The 18,281-nt window shown below is 73.6% G+C and carries 14 protein-coding genes and 1 pseudogene; 4 read left to right on the top strand and 11 right to left on the bottom strand.

Going from position 1 to position 18,281, the window contains the following annotated elements; translation table 11 throughout:
- Nucleotides 1–168: 168 nt before the first annotated feature.
- The 4 genes from MXD62_RS24930 to MXD62_RS24915 form a co-directional block, all read right to left on the bottom strand.
- Nucleotides 169–747 carry a lytic polysaccharide monooxygenase auxiliary activity family 9 protein gene (locus tag MXD62_RS24930; protein ID WP_248831882.1) on the bottom strand — a complete coding sequence of 193 codons (579 nt, stop codon included), beginning with the start codon at nt 745–747 and terminating at the stop codon, nt 169–171.
- Nucleotides 748–815: 68 nt separating this feature from the next.
- Entirely contained in the window at nt 816–2,234 is a 1,419-nt protein-coding gene (locus tag MXD62_RS24925; protein ID WP_248831881.1) for a WD40 repeat domain-containing protein, read from the bottom strand.
- A 204-nt stretch (nt 2,235–2,438) separates the two neighbouring features.
- Nucleotides 2,439–4,907, bottom strand: a complete 2,469-nt coding sequence (locus MXD62_RS24920) for a transglycosylase domain-containing protein (RefSeq protein WP_248831880.1) — start codon at nt 4,905–4,907, stop codon at nt 2,439–2,441.
- 619 nt (nt 4,908–5,526) lie between these two features.
- A complete protein-coding gene (locus MXD62_RS24915; protein ID WP_248831879.1) occupies nt 5,527–6,675 on the bottom strand; it encodes an RDD family protein in 1,149 nt (382 codons plus the stop codon).
- Nucleotides 6,676–6,776: 101 nt separating this feature from the next.
- Here MXD62_RS24915 and MXD62_RS24910 point away from each other — a divergent pair, with 101 nt between their 5' ends.
- The gene (locus MXD62_RS24910; RefSeq protein WP_248831878.1) at nt 6,777–7,787 is read left to right on the top strand and encodes a stage II sporulation protein M; all 1,011 of its coding nucleotides are present in this window, start codon (nt 6,777–6,779) and stop codon (nt 7,785–7,787) included.
- Nucleotides 7,788–7,838: 51 nt separating this feature from the next.
- Here MXD62_RS24910 and MXD62_RS24905 read toward each other — a convergent pair whose 3' ends face one another.
- Nucleotides 7,839–8,459, bottom strand: a complete 621-nt coding sequence (locus tag MXD62_RS24905) for a hypothetical protein (RefSeq protein ID WP_248831877.1) — start codon at nt 8,457–8,459, stop codon at nt 7,839–7,841.
- An 81-nt stretch (nt 8,460–8,540) separates the two neighbouring features.
- On the opposite strand from MXD62_RS24905, the gene MXD62_RS24900 reads away from it, so the two are divergent.
- Complete coding sequence (locus MXD62_RS24900; RefSeq protein WP_248831876.1) at nt 8,541–9,692, top strand: hypothetical protein; 1,152 nt, start codon at nt 8,541–8,543, stop codon at nt 9,690–9,692.
- On the opposite strand, the gene MXD62_RS24895 is transcribed toward MXD62_RS24900, so the two are convergent.
- The 6 genes and pseudogenes from MXD62_RS24895 to MXD62_RS24875 form a co-directional block, all read right to left on the bottom strand.
- Nucleotides 9,664–10,962, bottom strand: a complete 1,299-nt coding sequence (locus tag MXD62_RS24895; protein ID WP_248831875.1) for a DUF58 domain-containing protein — start codon at nt 10,960–10,962, stop codon at nt 9,664–9,666. The two genes, MXD62_RS24900 and MXD62_RS24895, sit on opposite strands and share 29 nt — an antisense overlap.
- 9 nt (nt 10,963–10,971) lie before the next feature.
- Nucleotides 10,972–11,967, bottom strand: coding sequence for an AAA family ATPase (locus MXD62_RS24890; protein ID WP_285224174.1), 996 nt, complete (start codon nt 11,965–11,967; stop codon nt 10,972–10,974).
- Between the two features lie 41 nt (nt 11,968–12,008).
- Nucleotides 12,009–13,424: a DUF4350 domain-containing protein gene (locus MXD62_RS24885; protein ID WP_248831874.1), complete on the bottom strand. Its 1,416-nt coding sequence runs from the start codon at nt 13,422–13,424 to the stop codon at nt 12,009–12,011.
- 70 nt (nt 13,425–13,494) lie between these two features.
- On the bottom strand, nt 13,495–13,692 hold the full coding sequence (locus MXD62_RS40885) for a PT domain-containing protein (protein WP_368862449.1): 198 nt from the start codon (nt 13,690–13,692) through the stop codon (nt 13,495–13,497).
- Nucleotides 13,610–14,338, bottom strand: a pseudogene (locus MXD62_RS24880) (DUF4129 domain-containing protein); the annotation flags it as partial. The pseudogene MXD62_RS24880 and the gene MXD62_RS40885, both read right to left, overlap by 83 nt.
- Nucleotides 14,335–15,504: a glycerophosphoryl diester phosphodiesterase membrane domain-containing protein gene (locus MXD62_RS24875; protein WP_248831872.1), complete on the bottom strand. Its 1,170-nt coding sequence runs from the start codon at nt 15,502–15,504 to the stop codon at nt 14,335–14,337. The pseudogene MXD62_RS24880 and the gene MXD62_RS24875, both read right to left, overlap by 4 nt.
- A 1,008-nt stretch (nt 15,505–16,512) precedes the next feature.
- Between MXD62_RS24875 and MXD62_RS24870 the strand changes: the two genes are divergently transcribed.
- Together MXD62_RS24870 and raiA are read left to right on the top strand one after the other, a co-directional pair.
- A complete protein-coding gene (locus MXD62_RS24870) occupies nt 16,513–16,851 on the top strand; it encodes a phosphoribosyltransferase family protein (RefSeq protein ID WP_248831871.1) in 339 nt (112 codons plus the stop codon).
- A gap of 553 nt (nt 16,852–17,404) precedes the next feature.
- A complete protein-coding gene (gene raiA, locus MXD62_RS24865) occupies nt 17,405–18,169 on the top strand; it encodes a ribosome-associated translation inhibitor RaiA (RefSeq protein ID WP_248831870.1) in 765 nt (254 codons plus the stop codon).
- Nucleotides 18,170–18,281 lie beyond the last annotated feature (112 nt).

Genomic DNA, 18,281 nt, shown 5'->3' with positions numbered 1-18,281 from the left:
GCTGACCGGCTGACCGCCGGGCCCCCGGACCGCCGGACGTGAGTGAGGCCTGGCCGGCCGGGTCGGGTGACGCGGCCGGCCGGCGTGCCCCGCAGGGACGTCCTCGGGACCGGTTCGGCCGTGCAGGCTGCGGCGGTCCGGTGACTCCCTCGTCAGGGCAGGGGGTGATCAGGAGAAACTAAGGTCCATGACCTGATAGAAGGCATTTCCGGTGTCGGCTACCTCCCACACGGCCAGCATCGCGTGATAGCCGCGTCGGGTGGGCAGCGTAAACGTGTGCACGGTCGGATCCGGCGGGATGAGGTCATCAGCCGACCAGTAGGGCTGTCCCGAGTTCTCGACCCGGTAGAAGGGCTCTGGTTCGAACTGGGCGCGGGTGAGCGGGGCATTCGGATCCCACCCGTCCCGGGTGATGAAATAGTTCCACCGCCGGGTCTTGTGTGCGGCGTGGTAATGCCAGGTGACGGTTAGTTCCTGGCCCGCCTTCACCGGGTTCTTCGCCCAGTTGCGGCTCGGATCGTCCAATACGGAGGCGAAATCATGGCCCGCGCTGGCGATTTTGCCGTCCGCGGGCGGTTGGTTGCTTGATATGTCGTCCGGGGCGTACGGGTCCCGGAGTCCGGCCTCCGTGGCAGGAAAGAACTTCCCGGATTCCAGTCCGGCTGCCTGCCACGCCTCCAGGATCTGGGAACGGCAGGGCGGGTCGGTAATCAGGCCATGGCGCGTACCGCGCTCTACTTCGGTCATGAATCGAGCGTAGTTCGGAAATCAATGTTTCGCCGTTCGATAGGTCGTTATCGGCCGGTCGGCGTCTGTTATTCCCGACGGCCCGGTTGGGGTCGGTGTTCGAGAATTGCCGCCAGCGCGCGCAGCTGGAGCTCCCACCGATCACCGGCCGCCTGCGCGGACATCGCCCGGACGAGGGCCGGCGCCCGCGGGGCGGCCTCGGCGAGCGGTCGGTGCAACAGGCGCAGCACCGCGCTGTCCCAGACGGTGGTCTGCACCCGCCCCCGCTCGCCGAGGGCCACGACCCTGTCCCCGGCGGGCGAGACGGCCAGCGTGATCAGGAACTCCGGCCCGCTGAGAAAGCCGACCAGTGCGCGGTCCGGCCAGGTGTGGACCTCGATCGACCCGCTCGCGTGCGCGACCAGCACATGCTCGCCATCCGGGAGGAAGAGCACACGCTGGGCGGGCCCGACGGGCCAGTCCGCGACCGGCGCGCTCCCGCCGAGGAACGACACGGTGCTCCCCGCGCGGGACGCGGCCGTCTCGCCGTCGGGGAGGAAGGAGACCTCCGCCACGGCGGACTCGATCGTGGCGGCGGCGAGCTCCTTTCCCGTCCGCCGATCGGCGACAGTGACCTGACGCGACGTTCCGGGGCGCCGTCGGGTGACAAGGCAGATCCGTTCGCCGTCCGCGGAGACGGCCAGGTTGGCGTCGGGGCGCAGTCCGACGTCCAGCTCGTGGCCGGCCGGTACGGGCAGGCGGACGGACGGCGGCCGCGGGTGGCCGGGCGCGCCGTCCGGCACCGCCGGCCACACCGTCATTTCACCGTCCGCGCGCACGGCGCAGACCGCCTCGTCCGGTCCGGCGGGCATGGGTGCCAGCGCGTAGAAGCCCGAAGGGGCGGAGTCCAGCTCGCGGACGACCAACGAGCCGGCGTCGTAGCCGAACACGAGCAGGCGCTCGGGCTCGCGCGGGAACCGGTCCGGCCGGTGGCAGGCGAAGATCTGGCCGTCGGCGGCGAACAGCAGCCGGGTGAACCGGCCGCCACCGAGCCCGCGGGGCAGCGGATGCCACCACACCCGCCGGCAGCTCCACGGATCCCAGATCGTCAGGTGGTCGACCCGGAACGACCCGTCCCGGTGGACGAGGGCGATCAGGCCTGTATCGGGCGCCAGTGACGGTTGTGCCGCGGTGGCGATCCCGAGCCCGGTCAGCCCGCGGGCGACGGGTGGGAACCTGAAAGCGGAGGCCGCATCTCGGCCGCTCCGGCCCAGGCCCACCTGCTGGTTCGTGTGCACCAGCAGATCGAACAGCGCCGCGCTCCGTCTCGCGTGGGTGTCACCGTGCCCGTCGCCCCGGCCGCCGGGGCGCCAGCCGGTTCGGTGCAGAAGCGAGGCCACCCGCAGCGCGTCACCGAAGGTCAGGCTCGGAAGCAGCTCCCACACCCGCTCCGGGTGGCCGGCCGCGAGCAGCGACGCGACCGGCTCGGGTGGTAGATCCTCGGTCACGTCACCGCCCCGCGCCGTGTTCATCTACCCGGGTTACGCCAGCGCCGGCCGAAACCCGCCAGCGCCCAGCCAACGCCGCCAGTGGGTCCACTGTCCCGGTCCGGCCCGCCCGCCGCCACCGGTTTTCCCGGACGGGCCACCTGGGGGTCACCCGGCCCGGGACCTGTCGGCGGGATTCCGCTCGGGCCCCGGGCCGGGCGACGCCTAGCGGCCCTGGTCGTTGCGGCCGGGGCGGCCCTGCTGTTGTTGCCCCTGGTTGGTCTGCGGCACGATGACCTGGCCCTGCCCCTGACCACCGCCCTGCCCGACCCCGGGCAGCCCCGGGGTCGGGCCGGTGCCCGCACCCGGCAGCAGATCGCCCAGGTTCGGCAGCGTCGGGGTCGGTGCGGGTGGTGGGGTGTTCATGAGCCGGCCACCCTTGGTTCCGCGGGCCACGGCCGGGTCCGCGGCGGGCAGGGCCTGCACGGGCTGCCCGGCCAGCGCGCCCCGCATCGAGGCGCCCCAGATCATCGCCGGCAGGTCGCCGCCGAACACGTGCGGCCAGGTGCGGCCGTTCACGACGACGTTGCGCAGCGGGTGCGCGACCGCGCCGTTCGGGTCGCCGACCGCCACCGCCGCCGCGATCTGCGGTGTGTAGCCGACGAACCAGGCGCTGGAGAAGCCGTCGTTGGTGCCGGTCTTGCCCGCGGCGGGGTGGTCGAACCGGGCGTTGCCGCCGGTGCCCCTGGTCAGCACGCCGGCCAGGATGCTCGTCGTGGTGTCCGCGACGCCCTGGGCCAGCACCCGCTCGCACTTCGGCGTGTTGCCCACGTCGATCTGCTGCCCGCCGGAGTCGACCACCGAGGTGGCGAAACGCGGCTCACACCGGACGCCGCCGGCCGCCAGCGTGGAGTAGGCGAGCGCCATGTCCATCGGGCTCACGTACTCGCCACCGATGGTGACGTCGCCCTTGGTGGCCGGGATGTCCTTGAGGTGGTCGGCGGACACGCCGAGCCGGGTCGCCATCTCGACGACCGCCGGCACCCCGACCTTCTCCTCGAGCTGGATGAAGTAGGTGTTGACCGAGTCCCAGGTCGCGTCGTCCATCCGGTAGATGCCGGCCTCGGCCGGGTCGGAGTTCTGGTAGCCCTTGGGGCAGTCGCCCTCGCCGCGGTCGAGCGGGAACGCGTCGGTCGAGTAGCAGGCGGGGGAGTACCACGCCGTGTTCACGCCGTAGCCCTGTTCGAGCGCGGCCGCCACGGTGAACGTCTTGAAGGTCGACCCGGGCTGGAACGTGTCTTTGGTCGGCAGCGGGACCTTCGTCTGGTTCGCCGCCTCGTCGGTCCCGTAGACGCGGTTGACCGCCATCCCGAGGATCGCGCCGGTGCCCGGCTGGATGACGACCTCGGTCGCGGACACCCGGTTGTCCGGCGGGACGGTGGAGTTGACGGCCATCTGCGCCGCCTGCTGCACCTGCGGGTTCAGCGTGGTCTTGATGACGAGGCCACCCTCGTGGATCCGCCGGTCACGCTCCTCCTTGGTGGCGCCCAGCGCGGGGTTGGCGCTCAGCTGGGTCCGGATGTAGTCGCAGAAGAACGGCGCCGACGAGGTCTCGCAGGAGTCCTGCGTGGTCGGCTGGTCGGTGAGGACGTCGATCGGCATCTGCCGGGCGGCGTCCGCCTGGGTGCGGCTGACGTAGTTCTCGTCGGCCATCCGGGTGAGCACCATGTTCCGGCGCTCGAGCGCGGCCTGCGGGTGGTTCACCGGGTCGTAGCGCGACGGGCTCTGGACGAGCCCGGCGAGCAGGGCGGCCTGCTCGAGGGTGACCTCGGAGATGGGAACGCCGAAGTAGTGCTCGGCCGCCGTCCCCACGCCGTACGCGCCGTCGCCGAAGTAGGCGATGTTCAGGTACCGGGTGAGGATCTCGTCCTTGCTGAACCGCTGCTCGATCGCGACGGCGTAGCGGAGCTCGCGCAGCTTGCGGTCGAGCGAGTCGCCGGCGACCGCGTCGCGCTCCTCGGGAGTGCTGGCGTCCTGCAGCAGGACGTTCTTCACGTACTGCTGGGTCAGAGTGGAGCCACCCTGGGTGGTCGAGCCGGCCTCGCTGTTGCGCGCCGCGGCCCGCAGCACCCCCTGCGGGTCGACGCCGTTGTGGGAGTAGAAACGGGCGTCCTCGATCGCGACGATCGCCTCGCGCATGATCTTCGGGATCTGGTCGCCCTGGACGACCTGCCGGTCCTCCGCCCCGGTCAGCGTGGCGATCACGGATCCGTCCGCCGCCAGGATCGTGGATCTCTGTGGCAGCGGCGGGGTCACGAGGTCCGAGGGAAGCTCGAGGAAGTGGTCGGCGGACGCCTTCGCGAACAGCCCCGCGGCGCTCAGGAACGGCAGCGCCATGAGCCCGACCGCGACACCCATGGCGGTGGCGACGAGCCCCATCCGGGTGAGGTGCCGCCGCCGGTCGACCGGACGGCGGATTCCGCCGGTCGGTGGCCCGAACGGCAGGTCGTCGGCGCTGCCGAGCGGCGCCGGCGTGCCGCGCGGGCGCGTGCCCGGGGGACGCGGCACCGACCTCCCGAGCCGCCCGGGCCCGTCAGGCCCACCGCGGGACCGCCGGGCGGGCCCACTCGTCTCGCCGGCGGGACCACCCGTCTCGTCCGGATGGGTGATGCCTCCCCGCGGCCTGCCCGCCATACGGACCTGCGGGCCTCTCCTGCGTCCGGCACGACCGGACGCGGCGTCACCGCGGACCGGGGATGCCGACTCCTGTCCCTGTACCGTCGCTGTCACCCCCAACCCTCGCGGGCCCGGCTGTGCGTGCCGGAGCCCTGCCCTACCGGACCCGTCAAGCATGCGTGACGCCGCGCAAGGTCGCTCATCCGACCCGAGAAGGTCATCGGATGCGCACCGCCACGCGGCCCAGGGGTAACGGATCCGGTTCGTCACGGTCCACCCCGGTGGATCCCACTCCCAAGAACGCTAGACGAGCGAGCCGGGCCGCGCCCATCCGGCCCGCGCTGCCCCACGCCGCCGCTGCGCTCACCCACCCCGGTCACCCTGCGCGCCCACCGGTGTCACCCGTCCGCCCCACCGAGTTCCCGGAACGCTCGGCCGGCCTGGCCCATCCGCCTCCTCCCTGGCTCGAGCTGCCCGAGTTGGCACCAAAGTGGGATGGGCTGGATGTGCGGCGGCTGACGGGGTCCAGGGACTCATTGAGCCGCCACACTTCAGCGCCCCGCCCCAGTTCAGCGAGCCGCCACACTTCAGTGAGCCGCCGCACTCAGCCGCAGCCCGGGCCGCAGCCTCGTTCGCGTCACCGAGGGTGTGTGGGGGGTGGCGGTGGGGTGTTAGGGGGCTGGGGAGTAGCTGGGACGGGTGCCTCCGGGTAGGCCGCGGTCGGGGACGCCGCGTCCGGCTGGGGCCCGGCAGGGACCTGTGCGCCCGGGTAGTGCGCGGCTGGGAAAGATGCGCCTGGGTGTCGCGTCGCCGGGAACGGGGAGCCCGGGTAGGCCGCCGCTGGGAACGGGGCGCTGCCTGAGTGCTGCGCCGCCGGGAACGGTGCGCCTGGGTGCTGCGCCGCCGGGAACGGGGCGCTCGGGTAGGGCACGGCGTGGAAGGGCGGGTATGCCGCCGCTCCTGGATTCGGACCGCCGGGGGACCAGCCCGCCGGTCCGCCGGGTGGATATCCCGTGACCCCGGCATGGGGCTGGCGGCCTGCCGTCAGCCGTACGTACGCGCGGCGAGTTCGTTCGGCGAGCACGGCGGACACGACGGCCCAGCCGGGCGCGTCCGAAGGGGGTTGTGGTGCTACCGCCGCGCGGATCTCGTGCAGCAGGGCACCGCCGATCCGCTCCCGGGAATCGTCCGAGAGCTCGTGTGCCCGGGCCAGGAAGCGGCGGGCGCGCACGGCGAGCTCGTCGTCCACACCGGTCAGGTCGAGGGTGCTGACCCAGCCGACCAGCGGCGGCGGGACGGTCGGGAGCGCGCCGATGGTACGCGGCACGTTCGCCTGCAGGACGACGGTGCCGGCGAAGACGTCACCGAGGCGCTTGGAGCGGCTCGAGCAGAGCATGCAGATCACGGCGGGCAGGCCGAGCAACAGCCCTGGCCGCTCGGCGACCGTGCCGATCAGCCCCCTGGTGAGCGCGTGCCGGAAGCGGATCGGACCACCGTCGTCACGGACGACCCGCAGGCCCAGCACCATCTTCCCGACCGTGCGGCCCCGCATGAAGGTCTCGCACGCGACGGGATACCCGAGGACGACACCCACATAGATGACGAGGAAGAGGGCGGCCGTCAGGGCCTCGTCGCCCGGCTGGACCACGATGAAGCCCACGATGGCGATCGTGTACAGGGCATAGCCCTGGATGGCGAGGTCGATGAGCCCGGCGATCATGCGGGAGCCCAGCCGGGCGACCCGCAGGTCGATGGCGACGGCCTCACCCGTGACCACCTGGTTCATCCGCCGCTCCCCGCTCCCCGCGCGCCTGCCGCCGTTCCGGTCACGACCGATCATGCCCGGCACGCGCGGGGCGCGGACCGGTCTGGAAGAGTAAGCGTCCCATGGACCTCGATGCGTACGTCGCCGTCCACCGTCCGGAATGGATTCGGCTGGGCCAGCTGGTCGATCGGGCCGGCCGGCCGCGGCGGATGTCCGCCGACGAGCTCGACGAGATGGTCGAGCTGTACCAGCGCGCCGCCACCCACCTGTCGGTGATCCGCGGCCGATCCCACGACCCCAACCTGGTCGACGATCTGGCGAGTCTGGTCACCCGGGGCCGGGCCGCGGTCGTCGGTGCGCCGGACCAGGGCTGGCATGTCGTGGGCAGGTTCTTCGCCGTCACGTTCCCCGCCGCGGTCTACGTGCGCCGTTACTGGGTGATCGCGACCACGGTGCTGTCGCTGCTGGTCGCGCTCGCGTTCGCACTCTGGATCATGAACAATGGGGACGCCCGGGCGAACCTCGTCCCGCCCGACGAGGTGGCCGACCTGTGCCGGTCGGATTTCGCCAGCTACTACACCGAGAACCCGGCCTCGTCGTTCGCCAGCCAGGTCTGGACCAACAACGCCTGGGTGGCGGCACAGGCGGTGGCGTTCGGTGTCCTGTTCGGCATCCCGACGCTTCTCGTCCTGCTGCTGAACTCGGTGAACCTGGGCATCGTCGGCGGCTACATGGGCAGCTGCGGGGAGGGCGGGCAGTTCTTCTCCCTCATCCTGCCGCACGGGATGCTGGAGCTCACCGTGGTCTTCGTGGCCGGCGCGGTCGGCCTGCGGCTGGGATGGTCGATCATTGCTCCGGGGCCTCGGCGCCGGGTGGAGGCGCTGGCGGCCGAGGGGAGGGCCGCGATCGGGATTGTCCTGGGGATGGCGGTCGTGCTCGCCATCTCCGGGGTCATCGAGGCGTTCGTGACACCGTCGTCCCTGCCCACCGCGATCCGGATCGGGATCGGTGCGCTGGCCTGGGCGGGTTTCGTCGCCTACGTGTGGATCTACGGGAGCCGTGCGGTCGCCGCCGGAGAACGCGGCGATCTCGACGAGTCCCTGGCCGCGGATCTCGTGCCCGTAGCGTCGTAACCGCAACGCCTGTTGTCGTACGGCAGCGGCCGGCCAGCTCGGTCGGCCGTCCTAGCCGATCAGGAGTTCCTCGCCCCGGTACATCTCGGAGAGGAAATAGTCCGGACGGCGGAGCAGCTCGAGCGCCAGCGCCAGCCGGCGGCCGAGGGCCAGCAGCTCGATGAGGTCCGCGGTCGCGCCGTGGGGCGGCAGGGACCCGTCCGCGCGGGCCGTGCCCTGCTCCAGGCCGTGGTTGAGATCGAGGGCGACGGCGAGCGCGGCGCACTGCGCGTCCGAAAGGGCGGGGAGCCCGGCGAGACCGGCGAGCGAGGGCCCCGCGGGGCGTGGCGGGGCGGCGGGCGCCCGGGCCGGGAGCGTGCCGGCGGCGAGCGGCTCGTCCGGAAGCGTCGGGCTGGGGATCATCGTGCCGGATCGCGTGCTGCCCGCGCCGTTCGCGAGAGCGTGCATGATCCGGGTGCTGGAGCAGACCAGTGGATTGCCGCGCAGCAGCCAGTGCAGGGCTCGGGCGAGGTCGCGCGCGTCGCGCCGCCCGTACCCGGCGGCGAACAGCGCGCACGCCTCGCGCCCTACGCCGTCGGCATCCGCGGCGCCGAGCGCGCCGATGCGTGCCGCAAGATCCGGATCAAGGATGTCCACCCGCCTATCGTGCCGGCCGTCCTCGACCGTGAGCAAGAGCAGCTTTATTTCCGTACCCACAGAACTTGCGCTGCTCTGAGGCACACAAAATCTTCTGAGCTGTGCCAAGCTCAGCTTGTGCCTCAGCACGAGCGCGGACGCGGTCCCGACCCCCGGATCACCCTTGCCAGGTTGCGGGTCTTCGTCTCGGTCGCGGAGCTCGACTGCTCGGTCAGCCGGGCCGCGGACGAGCTCCGCCAGACCCCGAACGCCGTCCGGCAGAACCTCGACCTGCTCCAGTCGGCCTTCGCCGGCCGCAGCCTCTTCGCCCAGGACCGGCGTGGCCTCTCGGTGTTCGGGACGGAGGTGTACCGCCAGGCACGGGAGATGATGGACCGCTGGGGTGCGTTGTCGGACGCCGGCTCGTCGACGCTGCGCATCACGTTCCTCCCGCAGCACGCGCACCTGGTCTCCGCGGTGATGCGTCGGCTGCGCGTGACGGTCGCCGACGAACGTCCCGGCGGTGACGCCGGCGGGCGTGACGGCCGGTCGGATGACCACATCGAGTGCACCACCAACGTGCTGGGCGAGCAGGACCGGTCGATGGTCGTGTTCGAGGAGAACGTCATCGGGTCGCTCCTGCACGGCGCGACGGACCTCGTCATCGGCCCGCCGCCCAGGCGGGTGGGCGATCCGCCCGCCCTCGACCGGCACCGGCTCTACACATCCAGGCTCGAGGCGATGATCGACTCCGCCGAGGTTGAGGCCGAGGCCGAAAACGAGGCCGAGCACGGCATCGAGCTTCGGGATCTGGTCCGGCGCCGGCTGCTGGTGCCGCCGCTGCCCGCACGCTCCCGTCAGATGCTCGAGCGGGAGATCGCCGAGCACATTGCGGACGATCCGGGGATCGCGGCCCGGGTCGCGCACGAGGCGTATGGCACCAAGGTGCTCGTCGCGTTCGGCCAGGACGGTCACGGCACCGTCGTCGTCCCGTCCGACATCGCGTTGCCGTTCAAGAGCGGCAGCTCGTTCGCGGGCACGCGGGCGGGCTCGTTCCGCTGGGTCCCGGTCCGCCGCGACGGCGTCGACCTGACCCAGGAGGTCTACGCGACCACGCGCGTCGATCCGGGGGAGCGGGCGCTGCGCGTCGTCCGGGAGCTGCGTGCCGTCGTGCGTGAGACGGGCCTGGACGCCGCCGCGGAGCCCCGGGAGCGTCCGGGCACCCCGGATCTCGCGCGGGGGGCCGCCGCGCGGGCCGCGGTCACAGGCGCCCGCGGGCCTTCAGCGTGAGGTAGGTGTCGGTGACCAGAGCCGCGTAGTGCGCCGGTGCCACGTCCACCACCTCGACGCCGCGGCGGCGCAGTGCCTCGGTCAGCTCGCGCCGCCGCAGCAGCGTCTGCTCGGCCGCCGCCGCCGCGTACACCTGGTGGACGTCGCTGTGCCCGGCTGTGAGCTCGTCAAGCCGGGGGTCGCGCAGCGCGGCCACGAGCACCGTGTGCCGGGAGGTCAGCGTGGGCAGCGCCGGCAGCAGGCCGTCCTCGATCACCGCCGGGACAAGCTCGGTGAAGATGACGACGAGGGCACGCCGGGAGGCGTTGCGCAGCACCGCCGAGGCCATCCCGGCGTGGTCGGCCTCGACGAGGGCCGGTTCCAGGGTGGCCATCGCATCGCTCATCCGGGCCAGCAGGCCGTTGTCCCGTGAGGTCGGCAGGGAGATCCGGCTGGTGCTGTCGTGGGCGACCAGCCCGACCCGGTCCCCGGCCCGCAGGGCGACGGCGGTGAGCAGCAGTGCGGCGTCCAACGCGTGGTCCAGCCGGGGGACGTCGCCGACCCGGCCGGCTGACGTCCGGCCGGTGTCGAGGACGCAGATGACCCGGCGGTCCCGTTCGGGCCGGAAGGTGCGGACGACCACCGAGCCGTGGTGGCGGGCGGTGGCCCGCCAGTCGATCGTCCGCACGTCGTCGCCGACGACGTACTCCCGCAGGCTGTCGAACTCCGAGCCGGCGCCGCCGCCGCGGATCGCGACCTCGCCCTCCACCTCGCGCAGCCGGGCCAGCGCGGCCGGCAGGTGCCGGCGGGACGAGAACGGCGGCAGCACCCGCACCCGCCACGGGCAGTGGTGCCGGCCCTGCCGCCCGGCCAGGCCCAGCGGGCCCAGCGAGCGCACGGTGATGCGGACGGGCATCCGGTCACCGCGCCGAGTCGGGTTCAGCGTGGTCTCCAGGAACCGGCGCTCGCCCGCCGGCACCGTCACCCGGTGCACCCGCGGTCGGGCGCCGGCGGACGGCGGCCAGCCGTCGCGGATGCGGGCCCGCACGGTGCGGGTTCCGTCGTTGGTGACGGTCAGCACGAGCTGAACCGGCTGACCCAGCCGGGCCGCGGTCGGCCCGGAGCGGGCGAACGTGCACGCACGCACCTGCCCCGCCAGCCACACGTCGACGCAGATCAGCGCGACGACCAGCAGGTTCACCAGCACGAAGGTCGCGCCCGGCGCCGGGGAGAGAGCCACCACGACGATGCCGAGCGCGACCAGCGCCACGGCGCGGCCGGTGATCGCCACAGCTGCCCGTTACCGGGGGACGGGCACGACGGCGAGCACCTGGTCGAGCACGGTGTCGGCGGTGACGCCGTCCTGCTCGGCCTCCGGCCGCAGGCTGATCCGGTGGCGCAGGGTCGCCCGGGCCAGCGCCTTGACGTCGTCCGGCGTGGCGTACGTGCGCCCGGACAGCCAGGCCCACGCGCGGGTGGTCGCCAGCAGTGCGGTCGCCCCGCGCGGCGACACCCCGAGCTGCACCGACGGAGCCGCCCGGGTGGCCCGAGCCAGGTCCACGATGTACGCGAGCACCTCGGGGTGGATCTGCACCCGGGACACGGCCGCCCGCGCGGCCGCCAGATCGGCCGGGCCGGCCACCGGCGACACCCCGGCGGCGGCCAGGTTGCCCGGGTCGAACCCGCCGGCATGGTGGGCGAGGATCCGCACCTCGTCGTCGCGGGGCGGCAGCGGCAGCGTCACCTTGATCAGGAAACGGTCCAGCTGCGCCTCGGGAAGGGGGTAGGTCCCCTCGTGCTCGATGGGGTTCTGGGTCGCCAGGACGGCGAAGGGCGCCGGGAGCGGGCGTGGCACGCCCTCGACGGTGACCTGTCGTTCCTCCATGACCTCGAGCAGCGCCGCCTGGGTCTTCGGTGGCGTCCGATTGATCTCGTCCGCGAGCAGCAGGTTGGTGAAGACCGGCCCCTCACGGAACGTGAACTCGCTGGTTCGGCTGTCGTAGACGAGCGAACCCGTGACGTCACCCGGCATCAGGTCCGGGGTGAACTGCAGCCGCTTGGTGTCGAGCGACAACGCGGCCGCCAGCGTTCGCACGAGCAGAGTCTTCGCGACCCCGGGGACGCCTTCGAGCAGCGCGTGGCCGCGGCACAGCAGTGCCACGACGAGGCCGCTGACGGCGGCGTCCTGGCCCACGACGGCCTTCGCGACCTCGTCGCGCAGCGTCACCAGCGCGCGGCGGGCGGCCTCGGCGTCGGCGGGGGGAGGCGCCTGCGGAGCGGCCAGCGGCTTGCGCAGCGTCTCCGATCCGGGCGGGGGAGCGCCGAGGTTCGGGGATGTCACCTTCTGCCCACCTGTCGATCGAGTTCGTGCAGTGCGCGGGCCAGCCGGACGAGCGCGACGTCACCCTCGGCATCCCGCCTCGTCCTGGCAGCCTGGACGTCGACCGGGCTCGGCGGGATCGGTGATGCCCATGAGGCGGGCGGGCCCTGGTGGGCCGGCCAGGGTGGTTGGGAATAGCCCGTGGGCGCCATGTCCGAACCGTACAGGAGTGGCCCGATCTCCATGGGTGACCGTCCGGTCTGTTCGGCGACGGAGGCCACGAGGACGGTCGGATCCGGGCCACGGGTGTGCCACGGCGAGCCGGCCGCGGCGGTACCGATGCCGAGCCGGTCGGCGAGCCGGGCCCGCAGCCCCGCCCGCAGCGCCGCGGCGGCCCGTTCGCGGGCGTGCGCCGCGGCGTAGAGCCGGCCCCGGCCCTCGACGGTCTCGGTGGAGCGCACCACGACGGGCAGCGGCTCCTCGATCGGTGGCCCGAGCCGCCGTCCCTGCCACAGGGCGAGGAAGACCAGGACGAGCAGGAGTTGCAGGGAGCCGAACCAGAAACCGTCGGGGAGCAGCTCCGACAGGCCTTTCGTGCCCACGGCGTCCTCGGCCCCGACGACCGGGGTCACCCACTCCAGCCGGGGGGCGCGGGCGAGTAGCCCGAGGGCCAGCGCCGCGTTCCCGGTCTCGTCCAGGCGTTCGTTGGTGAGGAAGCCGCCGCCGCCCAGGAGCACCAGGCGCCCGGTCGGCCCGCTGCCGACGTCCGACCGGGTGGGGGTGAGCACCGCCAGCCGGGCCGCGCCGGGGTCGCCGTAGCAGAGCTCGACGCGGGTGGCGCCGCTCCGGCCGCCCTGGCCGTTCTGGCTGTCCTGGCCGTTGGCGCGGGCGAACGTCACCGAGTCGCCGACCGTGGTCGACCCGGCCGCGCCTGCCTCGGGGAGCGTGCACCCCGGGGGGGATTCGTCACCGTGGTCACCTTCGCCCGGCTGCCCGGTCGTGACCGGCAGGCCCAGCGCGACCACCACGCTGGGATCCGGGGCGACGAGAACGACGTCCGAGCCGGCGCGGGTGCTGGTCACCAGCGCGTCGAGCTCGGCCTGGGACAGCAGGTCGGGGTTGGTGACGACCACCGTCCGCCCTGTGGACGTACCCGCGGGGCCGGGTGCCGGGGCTGCCGTCGGCACCTGCTCGCCGGCCGTCACCGTCACCCCGCGGGCGCGCAGGATCTCCGCGACCGCCCGGGTGCCGTATCCGTCCGCGGAGGTGATGTCCAGGTAGCCGTGGCCGGCCGGGCGGCTGACCAGGGCGGTGATCACCGCGTACGCGATCACCAGTGCGCCGAGGACGGCGCCGAGCCGCACCGCGCGCCGGACGGCCGGCGGCCGTGGACCGCTGCGGACGTGGGTCGAGCCACCCCCGCCACGGCCCACGCCTGCGCCCGGGCGCGGTCCCGCTGGAGTGCCGAAGGGCCCGGAGGCCGGTGTCGCCGGGCGCGGGCGGTCAGTCGGTGGAGCGGTCATGCCGGGACCGGGCGGGATCCGTCGTCGGACCGGCCGTCGGACCGGCCGTCGGACCGGCCGTCGGACCGGCCGTCGGACCGGCCGTCGGACCGGCCGTGGCCCGGGCGGCCTCGCACGCCCGTGAGCTGCTCGTCCGCCCGCACCAGAACCTCGTAGGCCCGCTCGGTGGCCGGCCCACCGCCGTACCAGATCTCGCTGAACACCTCGACGGCCGCGACCAGCGCACCGATCGCATCGCTGTCGCGGTCGATGGCCGCGCGGACGGCGTCGACGAGCTCGCCGGCCGTGCGTCCAGGTCTCGGGTCCAGCACTCCACGCTCCTCCAGCATCCGCACGATCGCCCGCAGCCGGGACCGCACCGCCTCGGCGTACGCGCCCTGGCCGGCCTGATCCCGGGCCAGCACGCGGAGCTGGTCGGCGGTGAGGGGACTGGACAGGTCGGTCTCCTCCGCCTGGTCCCGCGCGGTCCGCCGGACGGGGCCCAGCCACAGCCGGATCACAACGGCGAGCGCGACGAGCACGAGGACCACGGCGAGGACACCGAGTCCGTTGAAACCGCCCACGCCGGCACCGGTGTCCGGGGTCAGCCAGTTCCACAGGTCGGCGAGGCGGTCGTTGATCCAGGTGATGGCCCGGGTGAACCAGTCGGGCTGGGCGTCCTGGTAGACGCTCTTGGACAGTTCGCGCCGAGCCTCGTCCTGCGCCCCCTCGCGCGTCACCGGCCCCCCGAGCGGGCCGCCAGCCACCGCCGGGGCGACGGCCGGAGCGACGATGGAGGGGAGGAACGAGGGCAGGAAGGGGGCGGACAGGTGGCCGGTGATCACGGAGTGGCCGCGCGCTGGCGGGCCGCCTCGGTGAGGGTGACGTCCAGCCCCTCGCGGCGGATGCGCCGATCGATGTAGAGGAGGACGACGGTCCCGGAGAGCACCGGAGTCGCGACCGTCGTGGCGAGCAGGCTGCCGATCGCGTTGACGATGTGCCCGGCCACGGTCAGGTCTCCCTCGACCAGGCTGCCGAACGTCTGCTCGGACGACATGAGGATCACGCTGGTCGGGATCGCGAAGATCAACATCAGGACCCCGCCGACCGCCGCGGAGAGGAGGAGAACGCCGAGCGTCCGCCACCACGATCCCTTGACCAGCCGCCACGAGCGCCGAAGCGCGTCGCCGGTCGACTGCGCCTCGAGCACGTAGGCCGGTGTGGCCAGACTCAGGTAGACGGCGACCACGACCGCCCCCACGATCAGCGCGACCAGGCCGAGCGCGCTCAACAGCGTGACCGCCAGGGTCAGCATCAGCAGACCGCCCAGCCGGGGGGTGACCCGGCGGACGGCGTCGCCCGCGGTGATCCGCCCGCCGAGCGTCGCCTCGCTCACCACCACCGCGAGCACCCCGGAGAGGAAGATCCCGAGCGCCGCGTTCAGGCCGAAGAGCAGCAGCGTCAGTACTGTTGCCGCCGTATTGGACATCTCCTCGGCGGCGATCGCGGCGACCGTGCTGATCGTCTCGACCACGGCGGTGGCGCCGAGGGTAAGGCCGAGGGTGGCGCCGGGGTTTGACCGGATCGTCGCGAAGGTCCCGTCGAGGATCTCGCCGACCGCCAGCGGGCGCAGCGGGATCACACCGGGCTTGGGTGCGATCGGCGGACCGCCCCACCCGTTCGGGCCCCACGCGCCGTAGCCCCGGGCCGGGCCGGGTTGCTGGCCGTAGCCACCGTGCGGCCCGTACCCGCTGTTCGGGCTGTTCGGGACGTAGCCGGGGGGAGTGCCCTGCCCGGGGACCGGCGCCGCCGCGGGGTCGCTGCCGGGGGCCTGCCAGCCGCCGGGCGCAGGCCATTCGCCGGGCGCGGGCGCGCCGCTTCCGGGGCCGGGTGGTGGCTGATCCCACGAACCGGGGGGTGGGTGCTGCGGGCCCGGGGAGGGCGCACCCCACGAGCCGGGCTGTTCCGGTCCGGGCGTGCCGGGAGGGGTCTGGCCGGCTCCGTCCGTCATCGTGGTCTCCCTGTACTAGTTGCCGTCCCGTGTCGACCAACGTTCCTGGCGACCGCATCGTTGCAGACCGAGTACGGACACCTCCCGACCGGGCGCCCTGTCGACGCGGGGCGATCGCCCGCCGCCGGCCCGGCGACGGGCCACCGCCGTGCCGGGCGGACGCGCAGGTCTGGCAGACGGTCCGGTCCGGATGCGCCGGGCGTCGTCGATGTGCGCCGGGTGCCGCTGATGCCGGCGTGGCCGGTGCGGCACAGCGGGCAGTTCATGGCCCCGTGCTGGGTGCTGGGTTCTGGGTTCTGGGTTCTGGGTTCTGGTCTGGCCGGGTCCGGCCCGCGTCGTCCACAGCCGCCGCGTGCGGTGCTGTCTGTCCACAACTCGGGTCCGGCGATGGCGAAGCCGGTCGATCACCGGTCATTCTCGTCCGGTGACCCGCTTCCGCCACCTCGCCGAGGCCCTGACGATCCTCGCGGATCTCGTGCTGCCGCGCGCCTGCGCGGGCTGCGGCCGGCCCGGCGAGGCCGCCTGTGCGCGTTGCGCGGCGGCCCTGGCGGGTCCCCCAGTTCTCGCCGCCCCGGGTCCCACGGCCAGCCCGGGGCGGCGAGGCCACCATCCGGCCAGCCACTCCCAGTGGCGCGGCCGGCCACGTGGTCCCTCGCTCCGGCCGGCGATGCCCCCAGCCTTCGCGGCGGCCTCGTACACCGGTGCCGCCCGGGTCCTTCTGCTCTCCTACAAGGAGCGTGGGCGGGTCGACCTCGCTGCCGTGCTGGGCCAGGCGCTCGCGCGGGCGGTGGCGACCGCGCTGGTGGCGGGGGGGGGGGGGGGGGCGCGGGGGCCCGGCGGGCCGCGCCGGGGGGGCGCGGGGCGCGGCCGGTACTTCTCGTCCCGGTCCCGACGACGGCCGCGGCGCGGCGGCGCCGAGGGGTCGACCACGTCGCCCGGCTCGCGGCGGTCGCGGCCCGGTCCCTCGCCCACCGCGGGCTCCGGGCGCGGGTCAGCGCGGCGCTACGGGTGTCGCGGCCCGGAGTCGACCAGGCCGGCCTCGGGGCGGCGGCACGGTCACGCAACCGTTCGGGGGCGTTCGTGCTGCGCACCGGCGTGCCTTCGCCGCGTCCCGGGGAGATCACGGTCGTCGTGGACGACATCGTCACCACCGGTGCGACTGTCCGGGAGGCGGTGCGCGCGCTGCGCGCGGGCGGCTGGGCGCCGGCGGCCGGCGCGGCGGTGGCCGCCACACCGCTCCAGCACGGGCGCGACGCGCCATCCTTCGGGATTGCCCGCCGTCCGGGCGGTGGAAGGGGGACACTGGGCGCGAGCGCTCCGCCCCCGGAGCCGACGGCGACAAGCTGATGCCGGCAATGACCGTCACTGCTCGGCGCGGTGCCGTCGTCTTGGACGAGGTCGGCGTGCGGCCCACCGTCGCGACGCGACGGATGCGGCGCACGGCCCCCCGTCCCGGGCCGCCGTCCCGGGGCTGCCGGCCCGGTCGAGGAGCGCGCGAGGCGGGGCCTTCGGAACGCGCCGACCGGCTTCACGGCGCGGCCGGCCGTTCCCAGGATGCCGGTCCGGAATCTCCCGATATTGGTAGGGCCGTTCCGGCATAGACCCGACCGGCGAGGGGAAGGAGCCGAGCGAGGCGGGTCGGTGGAAACACCGCCGATGCCGTGGTCACCGGACAGCGAGGCGCGCCCATGGAAGGAGCCGTCCGGCAGCGCCAGAAGTCAGCACCAGCTGATTTGCAACCAGGTACTGCACCAGGAACGTTGACAACCTACGGCGGCACACGAGGTGACCTCGGCACGCCGAGGTCAGCCATCGACGGCCGCCCGAGGTACCGACTCGCCGGTCGCGTCGATCCCGCACGGATCGGCCGGCCGGGCCAGGTGAACGGGAGGTGGATCGCGTGGACATCGTGGTCAAGGGCAGGCACACCGCGGTTCCGGAACGGTTCCGCAGGCATGTCCAGGCCAAACTCGCGAAGCTCGAGCGGCTCGACTCCAAGGTCATGCTGGTCGACGTCGAACTCTCCAAGGAACACAACCCTCGGCTGTCGGACACCTGCGACCGTGTCGAGCTCACCGTGTATTCGCGGGGCCCGGTGATCCGTGCGGAGGCCGCCGCGGCCGACGCCTACGCCGCGCTCGACCGCGCTACCGCCAAGCTGGCGGAGCGCCTGCGCCGCGCTTCGGACCGGCGGGTCCGCCACCACGCCAACCACGCGGGTGCGAACCACCCGGTTCCCGGCCGGGCGGGTGCCGTCCCGGACATCCCCGTCGTCCCGACCGGCCGCCAGCCGGAGACGGACACCGCCGGCCCGCCGGTCCCGGGAGCCGAGGACGACGCGGCGGGCCTCGCCGCCGTCGGATCCGAGACCCGCGCGAAGCGGCCGAGCTGGTCGACGGGCGACGACGACGATTCCGACTACTCGCCGATGGTGGTACGCGAGAAGACCCACGCGGCCGCGCCCATGACGCTCGACGACGCCCTGTCGAACATGGAGCTCGTGGGGCACGACTTCTACCTTTTCCTCGATGCCGCTAGCGGCCTGCCCAGCGTCGTGTACCGCCGATGCGGCTACGACTACGGCGTCATCCGGCTCGAGGGAGCGGCCGGAGACAGCATGATCGGCGCCCGGGAACGAACGGCGGCGGTCATTTCCGCCGTGTGACGGTCGATCCCCCCTGCCGGCGTGGGACCATTTGCCTTGGGTGTCGGACTCCCGGCATCGGTGCACACGGCACGTTCCACGGGTTGTGCCCCCGGCGTCGCGACGCCGGGGG

Source organism: Frankia sp. Mgl5 (genome assembly GCF_023242985.1).
Taxonomy (GTDB): domain Bacteria; phylum Actinomycetota; class Actinomycetes; order Frankiales; family Frankiaceae; genus Parafrankia; species Parafrankia soli.
This window is presented reverse-complemented; position numbering and strand designations above follow the sequence as displayed.

Coding starts and splice junctions, on each gene's coding strand:
- MXD62_RS24930 (WP_248831882.1), bottom strand. CDS start 747: ATGACCGAAGTAGAGCGCGGTACGCGCCATGGCCTGATTACCGACCCG.
- MXD62_RS24920 (WP_248831880.1), bottom strand. CDS start 4,907: ATGGCGGGCAGGCCGCGGGGAGGCATCACCCATCCGGACGAGACGGGT.
- MXD62_RS24915 (WP_248831879.1), bottom strand. CDS start 6,675: ATGAACCAGGTGGTCACGGGTGAGGCCGTCGCCATCGACCTGCGGGTC.
- MXD62_RS24910 (WP_248831878.1), top strand. CDS start 6,777: ATGGACCTCGATGCGTACGTCGCCGTCCACCGTCCGGAATGGATTCGG.
- MXD62_RS24875 (WP_248831872.1), bottom strand. CDS start 15,504: ATGACGGACGGAGCCGGCCAGACCCCTCCCGGCACGCCCGGACCGGAA.